This window comes from Prauserella flavalba (genome assembly GCF_003202235.1).
Classification (GTDB): Bacteria; Actinomycetota; Actinomycetes; order Mycobacteriales; family Pseudonocardiaceae; genus Prauserella_A; species Prauserella_A flavalba.
In genome coordinates, this window is sequence record NZ_MASU01000014.1 from 219,009 (window position 1) to 232,122 (window position 13,114).

The 13,114-nt window shown below is 69.8% G+C and carries 13 protein-coding genes; 2 read left to right on the forward strand and 11 right to left on the reverse strand.

Features of this window, described 5'->3' with window-relative positions; all coding sequences use genetic code 11:
- Positions 1–73: 73 nt before the first annotated feature.
- The 5 genes from BA062_RS31960 to BA062_RS31975 form a co-directional block, all read right to left on the reverse strand.
- On the reverse strand, positions 74–751 hold the full coding sequence (locus BA062_RS31960) for a GOLPH3/VPS74 family protein (protein WP_110342847.1): 678 nt from the start codon (positions 749–751) through the stop codon (positions 74–76).
- Between the two features lie 43 nt (positions 752–794).
- Positions 795–1,220: a VOC family protein gene (locus tag BA062_RS31965; RefSeq protein WP_110342848.1), complete on the reverse strand. Its 426-nt coding sequence runs from the start codon at positions 1,218–1,220 to the stop codon at positions 795–797.
- Between the two features lie 5 nt (positions 1,221–1,225).
- Positions 1,226–3,760, reverse strand: a complete 2,535-nt coding sequence (locus BA062_RS31970) for a M14 family zinc carboxypeptidase (protein WP_245960105.1) — start codon at positions 3,758–3,760, stop codon at positions 1,226–1,228.
- 111 nt (positions 3,761–3,871) lie between these two features.
- A complete protein-coding gene (locus tag BA062_RS41090; protein WP_255565667.1) occupies positions 3,872–4,006 on the reverse strand; it encodes an MFS transporter small subunit in 135 nt (44 codons plus the stop codon).
- A complete protein-coding gene (locus tag BA062_RS31975) occupies positions 4,003–5,367 on the reverse strand; it encodes an L-lactate MFS transporter (RefSeq protein ID WP_110342850.1) in 1,365 nt (454 codons plus the stop codon). The genes BA062_RS41090 and BA062_RS31975 overlap by 4 nt, the downstream gene beginning before the upstream one ends.
- A 124-nt stretch (positions 5,368–5,491) precedes the next feature.
- Between BA062_RS31975 and fdhD the strand changes: the two genes are divergently transcribed.
- Positions 5,492–6,319, forward strand: coding sequence for a formate dehydrogenase accessory sulfurtransferase FdhD (fdhD, locus tag BA062_RS31980; RefSeq protein ID WP_110342851.1), 828 nt, complete (start codon positions 5,492–5,494; stop codon positions 6,317–6,319).
- Between the two features lie 27 nt (positions 6,320–6,346).
- A complete protein-coding gene (locus BA062_RS31985) occupies positions 6,347–7,273 on the forward strand; it encodes an alpha/beta hydrolase (RefSeq protein WP_110342852.1) in 927 nt (308 codons plus the stop codon).
- A gap of 78 nt (positions 7,274–7,351) precedes the next feature.
- Here BA062_RS31985 and BA062_RS31990 read toward each other — a convergent pair whose 3' ends face one another.
- From BA062_RS31990 to BA062_RS32015, 6 genes are all read right to left on the reverse strand, one after another.
- Complete coding sequence (locus BA062_RS31990) at positions 7,352–8,578, reverse strand: IS110 family RNA-guided transposase (protein WP_110342634.1); 1,227 nt, start codon at positions 8,576–8,578, stop codon at positions 7,352–7,354.
- A 361-nt stretch (positions 8,579–8,939) separates the two neighbouring features.
- Positions 8,940–9,872 carry an anti-sigma factor RsbA family regulatory protein gene (locus BA062_RS31995; RefSeq protein WP_391360641.1) on the reverse strand — a complete coding sequence of 311 codons (933 nt, stop codon included), beginning with the start codon at positions 9,870–9,872 and terminating at the stop codon, positions 8,940–8,942.
- A 76-nt stretch (positions 9,873–9,948) separates the two neighbouring features.
- A complete protein-coding gene (locus tag BA062_RS32000; protein ID WP_146240111.1) occupies positions 9,949–10,299 on the reverse strand; it encodes a hypothetical protein in 351 nt (116 codons plus the stop codon).
- 19 nt (positions 10,300–10,318) lie between these two features.
- Positions 10,319–11,614 carry an ATP-dependent Clp protease ATP-binding subunit ClpX gene (gene clpX, locus BA062_RS32005; protein ID WP_110342855.1) on the reverse strand — a complete coding sequence of 432 codons (1,296 nt, stop codon included), beginning with the start codon at positions 11,612–11,614 and terminating at the stop codon, positions 10,319–10,321.
- A gap of 213 nt (positions 11,615–11,827) precedes the next feature.
- Complete coding sequence (locus BA062_RS32010; RefSeq protein WP_110342856.1) at positions 11,828–12,454, reverse strand: ATP-dependent Clp protease proteolytic subunit; 627 nt, start codon at positions 12,452–12,454, stop codon at positions 11,828–11,830.
- Between the two features lie 26 nt (positions 12,455–12,480).
- Positions 12,481–13,080, reverse strand: coding sequence for a ClpP family protease (locus BA062_RS32015; RefSeq protein ID WP_110342857.1), 600 nt, complete (start codon positions 13,078–13,080; stop codon positions 12,481–12,483).
- Positions 13,081–13,114: the final 34 nt, after the last annotated feature.

Here is a 13,114-nt window from a genome sequence, read left to right on the forward strand (position 1 = left end):
CACCCGCAGTGAAGGCCACCTTCACTGCGTTCAACGCAGGCAAGGTGGCCTTCACTGCGGGTGGCCGACGGGGCTACGTGGTGGCGGTGGTGACGATCGTCGGGACGAACACGGCGACCATCACCGCCGCCGTCATCTCCTCGACGGCCTTGCGCATGGCCTCGCCGGCCCAGTTGCCCTCGGCGATCTCCTTCGCCCTGCGCTCCACCAGCTGGGCATCGTCGCTCTCGACGACGCGCTTGACCACACCCATGCCGGTGAGCAGCGCGATCAGGGCACCCGTGCGCTCGCCAGGGTCCTCCCCGTGCACGAGCACGCGATCCAGCTCGGCCCGTGTCCGCTCCTCGGCCCGCGAGTCCTCTGCGGGCCAGCGCGTGACGGGGAACAGCTTGAGGATCCTGCCCTCCTCGCGGCGCAGGATGCCCCGGTCGGCGAGCCCGGCGAGCAGGCGGTCGGACAGTCCCTTGCCCGACAGCGGGCCGATCGCGTCCTTCGCCTTGCGGCCCTCCTTTGTGGACAGCTTGGCCAGCGCGTCGTCGAGCACGTCCCGCCCGGTCGGCGACTCGTCCCTGACCACGAGCCTGCCCGCCGTGCCCTCGTCGGCCTCGGTGGTGACGTCGACCCTGCCCAGCATCGCCAGCTCGATCAGCAGCGCCCCGGCGAGCGAGTACTCCACGTTCTGCACGCCGGGCACGGGCTTGCCCTCGACGTCGTCGAACACCAGCAGGAGCAGGTCCTCCGCGATCAGCATTCCCCGAGCCTAGAGGCCGTCCGGGTGGTTCGCAGGAAAACCGCTACTTCGCGAAGATCTGCGACTCGTCGGAGAAGGCCTTGAACTCCAGCGCGTTGCCCGCCGGGTCGAGCAGGAACATCGTCCACTGTTCCCCCGGCTCGCCCGCGAACCGCTGGTACGGCTCGATGACGAACTCGGTGCCCGCCGCGCGCAGCCGCTCGGCCAGCTCGTGAAAGCCGTCGACCGGCAGGATCAACCCGAAGTGGGGAACCGGCACCGCGTGACCGTCGACCGGGTTGTGGCCCGCGGTCGGCTTGTGCCCCGGCACCACGTGGGTCACCACCTGATGGCCGTGGACGTTCCAGTCCACCCACGCCGTGTCGGAGCGGCCCTCGGGAAACCCGAGCACACCACCGTAGAAGTCACGGGCCTTGCCCAGGTCGTCGACGGGAATGGCGAGATGGAAGGCGGGGCGGTTCGTGCTCATGCCGCCTAGCCTACTGCCGTCCAGTACAGCGCCCTGGCGACCTGCGCGTACAACCCCTTCGGGTGACCGCGAAACAGCGGCTCCGTGCCGAAGAGCACCGTGCGCGCGCCCGCGCCCGCGACCCCGGACACCACCGATGCTTCGCCCGCCGCCTGCGCCGGGCCGAGCTCAGCCGGGCCCGGCAGCCAGTGCCCCGCCACGAGCGGGCCGTCCTCGGCGTACCGCTGTTCGGCGACCACACCGGAACCCAGTCCGGTGAACCACAACGGCGAGTACACGAACGCGTGCCCCGGCGAACCGGTGCCCACCACGCCCTCGCCGTTCGACACCGAGACCACGCCGTTGGCGTCGGAGCGGCCCCGCACCGCGGTCACCGGCAGCAGCGCGGCCTCGGCGTTGAACGTCGCGCCCGTCGCGCCCCTCGTGACCACGCCGCCGTCGGCGAGGAACACGGCCAGCCGCTGCCTCGCCTCACCGGTCAGCTGCGCGTAGGAGAGCCCCGCCGACACGAACAGCGCGTCCACCGCGGTGAGGTCGAAGCCCTCGTTGAGGGCCCGTGTCGAGACCGGCCGGACGTCGAAACCCAGCTCCCGCAACACGAACAGCTCGTCGGCCGACACGGCCGCGGCGATCACGGGCCTGCCCAGCACCGGTCCGCGCTCGCCCGAGGGCGCGCGGGTGAACCGCACCCCGAAGCGCTCGGCCGCCGCCTCGGCCTGCCGGCGCGCCGAGGCCGGGACCACCACGGTGCCGTCGTCCTGCCGGTGCACCGCAACCCCTTGCCCGGCGAGGAAGTTCACCGCCTGCACGTCCTTGCCGTCGGCGACGGTCAGCGCGAGATCCCTGCCGCCCGGGGCGTCGACGCCGCCCGTGGGCGACGCGGCGGCCGCCGGCGTGGTCCGGACCTTCGGCGCCTGCTCGCGCGAGACGTCCACCGTGGCTCCCCAGAGCAGCCCGAGGCTCCAGCCGGAGATGTCGTACATCCGCGGCACGTCGGCGGAGATGTCCTTGCCCTCGGCCAGTATCACGTTCGCGAGCCCGCGTTTGGGCTGGTGCATGTCGACCACGTAGGAGCCGGCCGGGTACATCGTTCCCGCGAGCCGGAACGGGTGCAGGGCGCGGGTCACGCGCACGTCGTTGGCGATCAGGTGGTCGACGAGCCGGGCGGCGGCCGGCGCCGAGCGCTGCGCGTCGCCTGCCGGGATCACGTAGGCGCGGGGGAACTCGACGGAGTAGCGGTCCTCCTCGCCGAAGCCGGGGACGTAGCCGTCCGGGATCTCCCGCTGCGGCTCACCGGCCCAGCCTCGGCGGAACACCTCGATCTGGTCGGCGATCAGCTCACGCCGGTTGGCCTCCGCGTAGGCGATGCCCGCGGTGATCGTGCTCGCGGCGACGTCGGTGTTGATGCCCGAGCGGCGGCGCAGCTCCTCCACCGGCAGCTCGTCGTACTCCGTGCGGTTGACGCGCAGTGGCACCTCGACCGTGTGCCCGACGGCGCCGTGGTAGATCGCGTACATGGGCGTGAAGATCGGCGGCCAGTCGTCCCATTCGCCCGGCGGGAAGTCGCGGAACGGGATGTCGGCGCGGGCGGTCTCGGGGTGCCCGAGCCCGGCGATCGCCTTCTCCATGCCGAGCGCGTTCTCGTAGGCGTGCTTGAGGTAGAGGTCGTACTCGTAGTTCTGGCCGTGCGGCGGTGTTCCCGGCTCGATGAGCGTGGTGCCCGTGTAGCCGTGCTCGTCGAGCATCACCAGCGGCTGCGTGCCGATCACCACGTCGCGCACCGCCCTCGACTCGGGCTGGGTGGAGGTGATGTGGTCGCGGTTGACGTCGAACCCGGCCGCGTTGGCCCTGGTGCCCGCCACGCGGCCGTCGGGGTTGTTGGTGACGGTGAAGTAGATCCGGGTGCTCTTGAGCAGCCGGACCTCGGCGGGGTCGGTGGTGGTCGCGAGATCCTCGATCACCCGCATGGCACCGTCGGTGCCCTCCCACTCGTCGCCGTGGATGTTCGCGTTGATCCACACCGGCGCCTTGTAGCCCGCGGCGAGCGCCCGGTCCCGTGCCGCCGCGCGGGGGTCGTTCTCGATCAGCTCGCGCCAGCGGTCCTGCTGCCGGGCCTGCGCCGCGGTCTCCGGCGCCGTCACCGTCACCAGGTACAGGTCGCGCCCGAGCGTGCTCTGCCCGATGACCTCGGCCGACACCCGGTCGCTGCGCTGCTGCAGCTCGTTGAGCTTCGGCGCGATCGCGTGGTAGGGCAGCAGCCCCAGCTTGACGGCCTTGTCGGCCGGTTCCTCGGGGAAGACCCGCAGCTCGGTCTGCCGCGGGTAGCCCTGCCGGCCGCCGCCTCGGCGGTTCTCGTCCTCGGCGGCGACCAGCGCGCGTGCCGGCACGGCGGTCGCCGCGGCCGCGCTGCGCTCGGCGCCGTTCCCGGGGTCCCGGTGCGCCGAGGGGGTCTGCGCCTGCGCGGGCACGGTCAGCACCGGCAGCACCAGCGCCAGCAGGACCACGAGCACAGCTCGACGAACCGAACGCGGTGCGGCCACACCAACCTCCCCAGCCCCAGGCAACGTCCGCTAGTCTTTCGGCTCGCTAACGAGTTGGCAAGACGCGGAGAGTAACCGGCAGGTAAATGGGTGTCCGCTCGCTCGGCCGGCTCAGCCGCCGAAGAGCTGCACGACCTTCCTGATCAGCTCGTAGAGGCCGTAGGCGAACGGCAGGCCCACCCACAGCCAGACGAGGACAAGCAACGGCGTCCGCCGCGCGGGCCGGGACTCGGGTGTCTCGCTCACCGGGCCTCCTTCTCCGAGGCGACCGCCTGCTCGGCGGAGGGCTCGTGGAACTTCGGGTCGACCGGCCGCACCAGTTCGTTGGCGATGAAGCCGACGATCAGCAGGCCCATCATGATGAACAGCGACGTCGAGTAGAGGGCCGGCCCCTGCTTGCCCGCCGCCTCCTGGCTGTCGGCGATCGCGTTGACGATCAGCGGGCCGAGCACGCCCGCCGCCGACCACGCGGTGAGCAGCCTGCCGTGGATCGCCCCGACCTGGTAGGTGCCGAACAGGTCCTTGAGGTAGGCGGGCACCGTCGCGAACCCGCCGCCGTAGAACGACAGGATCACCATCGCGCACAACACGAACACGAGCTTGGAGGTGTTGGTGGTGAGCGCGATGACCAGGTACAGCACGGCGCCGACGCCGAGGTAGAGGCGGTAGATGTTCTTCCGACCCACGATGTCCGATGTGGACGACCAGACGAACCGGCCGAGCATGTTGGTCAGCGACAGCAGCCCGACGAACCCGGCCGCGGAGGCGGCACCGACCGGGGTGGACGTCTCACGGAAGAACTCCGTGATCATCGGCGAGGCCTTCTCCAGGATGCCGATGCCCGCGGTGACGTTGAAGCACAGGATCACCCACAGCAGCCAGAACTGGGGGGTCCGGATCGCGTTGCGCGCGGAGACGTGCGCCGTGGTGATCATCTTCCCGGTGCCGCCGTTGCCGGGCTTCCACCCGGCCGGCTTCCAGCCGTCGGCGGGCACGCGGACCAGCAGCACACCCATCGACATGAAGACGAGGTACACGAGGCCGTGCACGAGGAACGCGGTGGCGATCCCGCCCGTAGTCTCGCCGAAGGACTCCAGCATCTGACTCGACCACGGCGAGGCGATCAGCGCGCCGCCGCCGAAGCCCATGATCGCGATGCCGGTGGCCATGCCGGGCCGGTCGGGGAACCATTTGATGAGCGTCGACACCGGCGAGATGTAGCCGATCCCGAGCCCGATGCCGCCGATGACCCCGTAGCCGAGGACCACGAGCCAGTACTGCGAGGCCGCGACGCCCAGCGCCGAGACGAGGAAGCCGGAGCAGAAACACGTCATCGACACGAACATCGCCCAGCGCGGCCCGTTGCGCTCCACGAGCGTGCCACCGAACGCGGCCGAGAGCCCGAGCATCACGATGCCGAGCTGGAACGGCAGTGCGCTCTCGGTGCCGCTGAGCCCGAGCGCCTCCTCCAGCGGCGGTTTGAACACGCTCCAGGCGTAGACCTGCCCGATCGCGAGGTGTACCGAGAGAGCGGCCGGGGGAACCAGCCATCGGCTCCAGTTCGCGGGTGCGATGCTGTGAGAGCGGTCCAGGAAGCCGCGTGCCACTCCGGCACCTCCGTACACTGAATACTGTCGAAAGTATGCCAAGTCTGTTCTAGCCGAGAATGTATTACAGGAAGTACACGCTCGCAGCAAACAGCTGTCGAACGTCGGGTGGGAGTGAGGTCCGATGGGCAGAGTGACGGTACGCAGACCGGTACGCAAGCTCACCCCCGACGGGCAACGCCGCAGGCCGGACGCGCTGGCCGCGGAGGAGCCCCTCGAGCTGCGCGTCTCCGGCAAACCGCTCGCGGTGACCATGCGCACGCCAGGCCACGACGTGGAGCTCGCCCACGGCTTCCTGCTCTCCGAGGGCGTCATCGGCTCGCGCGAGGACATCGCCACCGCCCGCTACTGCGACAGCGTCGACGACACCGGCCGCAACACCTACAACGTGCTGGACCTGGCGCTCGCCGAGGGCGTCCCGGAGCCGGACACGGGCGTGGAGCGCAACTTCTACACGACGTCGTCGTGCGGGGTGTGCGGCAAGGCCGCGCTCGACGCGGTGAAGCTGCGCACCCGGTTCGACCCGTCGGGCTCGCCGTTCACGGTCAGCACCACCGTCCTGGCCGGCCTGCCCGCCACCCTGCGGGAACGGCAGCGCGTGTTCGCCGCCACCGGCGGTCTGCACGCGGCAGGCCTGTTCACCCCGGACGGGCGGCTGCTGGCCGTGCGGGAGGACGTGGGCAGGCACAACGCCGTCGACAAGGTGCTCGGCTGGGCCCTGCTCGAAGGGCTGATCCCACTCTCGGACTGTGGACTGCTGGTCTCCGGGCGAGCATCCTTCGAGCTGGTTCAGAAGGCGGCGATGGCGGGTATGCCGATGCTCGCCGCGGTGTCGGCTCCGTCGTCACTCGCGGTGGAACTCGCCGAGGAGAACGGCATGACGCTCGTCGGTTTCCTGCGCGGCGAGAGCATGAATCTTTACACGGGTGAAAAGAGGATCATGGAAGGCTGAGGCCAGCGAACGGGGAAGGGAGGGCCCGTGCCGGCGGAGCGAGATGGTTCGGCACGCGGGCCGAGCAGGCGGACGGTCCTGCTGGCCGGTGCGGCCTCCGGCGTCGGCGCCGCCGCGGCGATCACGACCGGTGTCCTCAGCGATTCCCCCACCCCGGCCTCCGCGCTGCGCCGCTCGGCGAGCTCGTCCTTCCCCGCCGTCTTCTCCGGGCCCGGTGCCACCGTGGTCGACCGCGTGTACTCGCACGCACGCGGCAGGCACGTGGATCTCGTGCTGGTGCTGCCGGCGCGGGAACCAACGCCAGGACTGCCCATGTCGCTGCTGCTGCACGGGCGCAACGGCTCCGCCCGCAACGCGGCGCCGCCCGGCCTCGCCCACCGGCTCGGCAAGGACATCTCCAACCACAGGGTGCCGCCGTTCGGGTTCGTCGCCGTGGACGGCGGCAACAGCTACTGGCACGAGCACCATCCCGGCGACGACCCGCTGGCCATGCTGCTCGACGAGGTCCCCGGCTGGCTGCGCGAGCGCGGGCTCGGCGACGCGAAGGGCAGGCCGTTCGCCGTCACCGGCACCTCGATGGGCGGCTTCGGCGCCTTCGTCTACGCGCGGCGGCGCAACGAGCGGCGCCACCCCGTCGACGCCATCGCGGCCATCTCCCCCGCGTTGATCACGTCGTGGAGGGTGATGCGCAGGCGCAAGGCGTTCAGCAGCGAGGCCGAGTGGGCGTCGCTGGACCCGCTACGCCACATCGGCGCCACTCGCGGCATTCCCACGGCTGTGTGGTGCGGCGAGCAGGACCCCTTCATCGGAGGCGTGCGACGGTTCATCCGGCAGGCCAGGCCCGAGCTGGCGCACACCGCACGCGGCGGGCACAACGGGAAGTTCTTCCGGAGCGCGGTGCCGGGCCTGGTCGACTTCCTCGGCCTGCACGCACCACACCTGCGCGTCGACTAGGAGCGTGCTGAACGACCCCGCCCGTAGCGAGCGGCGATCCAGGCGGCGGCCTCGCAAGACATCCCAGGAGCTTGAATGTCAAGCGGCGATGTTGTTGGCGTGGTGCGACCAGGCGGTGGTCTCGTTGTAGAGGGTGCGGGTTTTCAGGCAGCCGTGCAGGATGCCGACGAGCCGGTTGGCCAGTTGGCGCAGCGCGGGGTTGTGCCCGACACCGCGGGCTCGTTGCTGGTCGTAGTAGGTTCGCGCACCGGGTGAGGTGTTGAGCGCGGCGAAGGCCTGGGTCATCAACGCGTCGATCAGCCGGTCGTTGTGCACGAAGCGGGCCAGTACGACCTTCTTCTTGCCCGAGGCGCGGGTGATCGGACTGGTCGCCGCGTAGTTCTTGCGTGCTTTCGCGCTGGCGTAACGGTTGGGGTCGTCGCCGAACTCGGCCAGCACCCGGGCGCCCAGGATCGGTCCCAGCCCAGGCTGGGACAGCACGATCTCAGCGTCCGGGTGCTGGCCAAAAAACGTCTCGACCTGGCCCTGCAGGGTGCTGACCTGCGCGCGCAGGGTGGCCAGCACCGTGACCGCGGCGCGGGTGGTGGCTGCATAGGCCGCGGTGACCACCGCGGGCTGCCCCAGCTGCTGGGCGCGCAGCAGCGACTGGATCCGGGTGGCTTTGCCCTCGATGTCGCGGCGGCGAGCACGTCGCAGCGCGGCCCGGATCTGGCTCAGCGACAGCCGCGCTGCGCTGTCCGGGTCGGGTGCCTTCCCCAGCAGTTCCAGCGCCTCGGGTGCATCCAGGTCCTCGAATGCCTCCAGTGCGGCGGGGAAGTACTCGCGCAGGCTGTGGCGCAGCCGCTGGGTGTGGCGGGTGCGTTCCCAAATCAACGTCTTGTGCGCCCGGGTGATGACCTTGACCGCCTCGGCCTCGGGGCTGTCACCGGCGATCGGGCGCAACTCGTGGGCGTCGGTACGTACCATGTTGGCCAGCATGTGCGCGTCCGCAGCGTCGCTTTTCGCCCCGGACACACCATGCCGCCGCCGGTATCCGACCGCCTGCAACGGGTTGACCGCGAACACGGCGTACCCCGCGGCGACCAGGGCAGCCACCCAGGGCCCGCGATCGGTCTCGATCCCGATCACCACCCGCGCCTGATCGGGATCGGTGTCCGGGCCCAGGTGCTCGGCGATCATCGCGTGCAACCGGGCGATCCCAGCCACCCCCTCCGGCAGCCGGGCTCTCGCCAGCCGCCGGCCCGCCGTGTCCATCAACTCGACATCGTGATGGTCTTCGGCCCAGTCATCTCCCACGAACAGCACCGTGTCCGTCTCCCTCCACAACGCTCGTCATACCCCGGTCACGCGCGGGAGAACACTCAGCGGCCTAATGAACCAGTGCTCACACCACACTCGGTGGGCACGACATCCCATCAGCGATCCGTTCTCCCGGGCTACCGGCAGGGGCACGATCTTGCGACAGAACTCCCCACACAAGGGGTTCAGGCGGAGAGAGTGCTCACCCACCGATGGTCACCGACCACGAGTCGGCCCAATGACCAACCCGCAACTCTCATTAGGCGGAGGGAAGCCCTCGTACCGGGGTCGTACTCGGGCTTTCCGACAACGCAGCGAGGCGCCGTCTGGGCGTCGCGCAGTAGGGCAGCGGTTGTTCAGTGCGCTCCTAGAGGCGGAGGTGCACGCGCGTGATGGTTCCACGCGCCGTGCGGTAGGTACGCACCAGGTCGGCGATGTGGTTCACCAGGAGCAGGCCGCGGCCGCCGACCTGGTTCAACGGCACCGGGCGGCGCCCCGCGAGCAGGTCGGCGAGGTGACCGGCGTCCTCGACCTCGCACACCAGGTGGCCGCCGTCGGTCCACAACCGCAGCTCGCCGCCGCCCCCGCCGTGCTGCACGCTGTTGCCCGTCAGCTCGCCCACGGCCAGCACCAGGTCCTGCACCCGGTCGCCAGGAAGGCCCGCGTCGGTGGCGAAGTCGAACGCGAAGTGCCGGGCCTTGGACAGCTCACCCAGGGTGAAGGCCATCGTGACCGCGGCGGGTGCCGGTGTCAGCGGAGCGTTGTACGCCGCCACGATGTCGTCGGGCGCGTAGCGCTCGCTGAGCGTCTCCCCGGTGTCGTCGATCAGCAGGGGGTGCGTGGCCTCCGCGTCGGCGAGCACCGACGCCGCCAGGCTCGTCGTGTCGTACGGGCACAGGATGGTGGCCTTCCGGCCCGCGAAGGCGGCGTTGATCAACGCCTCGTGCTGCGCGCAGGCCGGGTACTCGTCCTCGCTGCGGCCCGCCCAGATCGGCTCCCCGATGATCCGCACCGGGCCGGGGTGGGCGTCGGCGAACGCGCGCAGCACGCCGGGGATGATCCGGCCGGGGTTACGGCCCGCGTCGCCCATGTCGATCAACAGGATCTCGCCCGCGGCGTCGCCCAGTGCGTTCTCGATGCGGGCCAGGTTTCGTTCGGGCACCGCCACGGCCACGGGCTCGCCCGCCGCGAGGCCGTCGAGCACGAACGGGACGGTGCCTGCCAGGTAGGTCGACTCGTCGCGATAGAAGAGCGCCGGATGGCTGAACGCGCCGGCGTCCATGTCGCGTATCGTCGTCACAACTTGCGGTCCTCTTCGTTCGACGCGCATTCCTTCTGGTTAGCGATAACCGCCGATGACCGGCACGAAACCCGGTTCAGAGGATACGGCCGACCAGGCCGAGTAGCCAGAAGCCGACAGCCGTCGCCAGCGCGGCCACCACCGACCAGCCGACGACCTGCCGGTCGTTTCCCGCGGGCGAGGCCCGCCGGCAGGCGAAAGCCGCCGCCCCGAACAGGGGCAGCGGCAGCAGTGGCAGCGGTGACAAGCGCGTCAACGTGGCCGCCACGCACACGGCTGCCAGTACCACGAGCACGACGAACGCCGCCCGGTGCACGCGGGGGTGCCTCAGGTGCAGCACGGCGGCGAGCCGTCCGGCCGCGTCCCCGAACTCGTGCACGCCGGGGACCGGCTCCCCGCCGGGCCCCGGATGCGGTGACGAACTCATCGGACGCGGTCAGCCGGGCTCAGGCCGACTTCTCGCCACGCTCGCTGCGCTGCCTTCTCGACGGCTGGCGCGACACGATGGTCGGGTTCACGTTCTCGCGCACCGTCTGCTCGGTGATCACGACCTTCGCCACGTCGTCGCGGCTCGGGATGTCGTACATCACCGGCTGCAGCACTTCCTCCATGATCGCGCGGAGACCACGGGCGCCCGTGCCCCTGAGCAGGGCCTGGTCGGCGATGGCCTCGAGCGCGGTCTTGGTGAACTCGAGCTCGACGTTGTCCATCTCGAAGAGCTTCTTGTACTGCTTGATCAGCGCGTTGCGCGGCTCGGTGAGGATCTTCACCAGCGACGGCTTGTCGAGGTTGGTCACGCTCGCGACCACGGGCAGCCGGCCGATGAACTCGGGGATCAGCCCGTACTTGATGAGGTCCTCGGGCATGGTGTCGGAGAAGACGTCGCTCTCCTCGATCTCGCGCTTGGTGCGGATCTCCGCGCCGAAACCGAGGCCACGCTTGCCGATGCGGTCGTTGATGATCTTCTCGAGGCCCGCGAACGCACCCGCCACGATGAACAGCACGTTCGTGGTGTCGATCTGGATGAACTCCTGGTGGGGGTGCTTACGGCCGCCCTGCGGCGGCACCGACGCGGTGGTGCCCTCCAGGATCTTCAGCAGCGCCTGCTGCACGCCCTCGCCGGACACGTCCCTCGTGATCGAGGGGTTCTCCGACTTGCGGGCGATCTTGTCGACCTCGTCGATGTAGATGATGCCGGTCTCGGCGCGCTTCACGTCGTAGTCGGCGGCCTGGATCAGCTTGAGCAGGATGTTCTCGACGTCCTCACCGACGTAGCCCGCCTCGGTCAGCGCCGTGGCGTCGGCGATCGCGAACGGCACGTTCAAGAGCTTCGCCAGCGTCTGCGCGAGGTAGGTCTTGCCGCACCCCGTGGGCCCGAGCATCAGGATGTTGGACTTGGTGAGCTCGACCGGCTCGTCCTTCGAGTCCTTGGGGCCCGACTTACTCTCGGACTGGATGCGCTTGTAGTGGTTGTACACCGCGACCGCGAGCGCCCGCTTGGCGTCGTCCTGGCCGATGATGTACTGCTCGAGGAACTCGTGGATGTCCGCGGGCTTGGGCAGCTCGTCGAGCTTGACGTCGCCCGCCTCGGCCAGCTCCTCCTCGATGATCTCGTTGCACAGGTCGATGCACTCATCGCAGATGTAGACGCCTGGCCCGGCGATGAGCTTCTTCACCTGTTTCTGGCTCTTGCCACAGAAAGAGCACTTCAGCAGGTCTCCGCCGTCGCCGATCCGTGCCATGACCGCTGACCTCGTCCCCTCCGGTGCCCCAGGTGCACCTGATTCGTCTCGCCGGCCCCTCCCCGAGAGTGGGGCCGAAGCGCTGCCATTGACGGTACCCGCCCCAAGCGCCCGGCGGGAGGACCAACGGTAATTCCGGGCGTGCGGGTCACGATAGCCCGGCGGGTGGGTGCGTGTCGTCGCCCGACACGCACCCACCCGCGGGGCGTCGGCTCAGCTGTCGGAAGCCTTGCGGTACGGGAGCACCTCGTCGATGATCCCGTACTCCTTGGCCTCGTCCGGCGTGAGGATCTTGTCGCGCTCGATGTCGGCCTTGACCTCGTCGGCGGTCTTGTTCGTGTGCTTGGCCAGCGTGACCTCCATGAGGCGGCGCACGCGCTGGATCTCGTTGGCCTGGATCTCCAGGTCCGACACCTGGCCGTAGGTGCCCTCGGTGGCGGGCTGGTGGATCAGCACGCGGGCGTTGGGCAGCGCGAGCCGCTTGCCCTTGGTGCCCGCGGCCAGCAGCACCGCGGCGGCCGAAGCGGCCTGGCCGAGGCACACCGTCTGGATGTCGGGACGGACGTACTGCATCGTGTCGTAGATCGCCATCAGCGCGGTGAACGAGCCACCGGGCGAGTTGATGTAGATCGTGATGTCGCGGTCCGGGTCCTCGTGCTCGAGGTGCAGCAGCTGGGCCATCACGTCGTTGGCCGAGGCGTCGTCAACCTGCACGCCGAGGAAGATGACGCGCTCCTCGTACAGCTTGTTGTACGGGTTGGACTCCTTGACGCCGTAGCTGGTGCGCTCCACGTACGAGGGCAGCACGTACCGGGACTGCGGAAGATACGAGTTGTTCATGGGTCTTTCTCCTCCTACCGGCCCGGTCAGTTCGAGTTCGTGTTCGGGTGCGGGTTCTCGCGGGTCAGCACCTGGTCGACGAAGCCGTAGTCCTTGGCCTCCTCGGCGGTGAACCAGCGGTCGCGGTCACCGTCCTTGAGGATCTGCTCCACGCTCTGGCCCGTCTGGTCCGCGGTGATCCGCGCCAGCTCCTGCTTCCACTTGCCGAACACCTCGGCCTGGATGGCGATGTCGGACGCCGTGCCGCCGACGCCCGCCGACGGCTGGTGCATGAGGATGCGGGCGTGCTGCAGCGCGTAGCGCTTGCCGGGAGTGCCCGAGGACAGGAGGAACTGGCCCATCGAGGCCGCCATGCCCATCGCGTAGGTCGCCACGTCCGGCTCGATGAGCTGCATCGTGTCGTAGATGGCGAAGCCGGCGGTCACGGAGCCGCCCGGCGAGTTGATGTAGAAGCGGATGTCCGACTGGGAGTCCTCGGCGGCGAGCAGCAGCAGCTGCGCGGTGATGCGGTTCGCGACCTCGTCATTGACCTCGGACCCGAGCACCACGATGCGCTCCTGCAGCAGCCGCTCGTACACCGAGTCGGTCAGGTTGAGCCCCGCGGTGCTGGTACGCCCCTCTGGCATGTGCTGCGTCACGTCTGCCTGCCTTTTCAGAAGT

Coding starts and splice junctions, on each gene's coding strand:
- BA062_RS31960 (WP_110342847.1), bottom strand. CDS start 751: ATGCTGATCGCGGAGGACCTGCTCCTGCTGGTGTTCGACGACGTCGAG.
- BA062_RS31965 (WP_110342848.1), bottom strand. CDS start 1,220: ATGAGCACGAACCGCCCCGCCTTCCATCTCGCCATTCCCGTCGACGAC.
- fdhD (WP_110342851.1), top strand. CDS start 5,492: ATGGGCAGAGTGACGGTACGCAGACCGGTACGCAAGCTCACCCCCGAC.
- BA062_RS32000 (WP_146240111.1), bottom strand. CDS start 10,299: ATGAGTTCGTCACCGCATCCGGGGCCCGGCGGGGAGCCGGTCCCCGGC.
- clpX (WP_110342855.1), bottom strand. CDS start 11,614: ATGGCACGGATCGGCGACGGCGGAGACCTGCTGAAGTGCTCTTTCTGT.
- BA062_RS32010 (WP_110342856.1), bottom strand. CDS start 12,454: ATGAACAACTCGTATCTTCCGCAGTCCCGGTACGTGCTGCCCTCGTAC.
- BA062_RS32015 (WP_110342857.1), bottom strand. CDS start 13,080: ATGCCAGAGGGGCGTACCAGCACCGCGGGGCTCAACCTGACCGACTCG.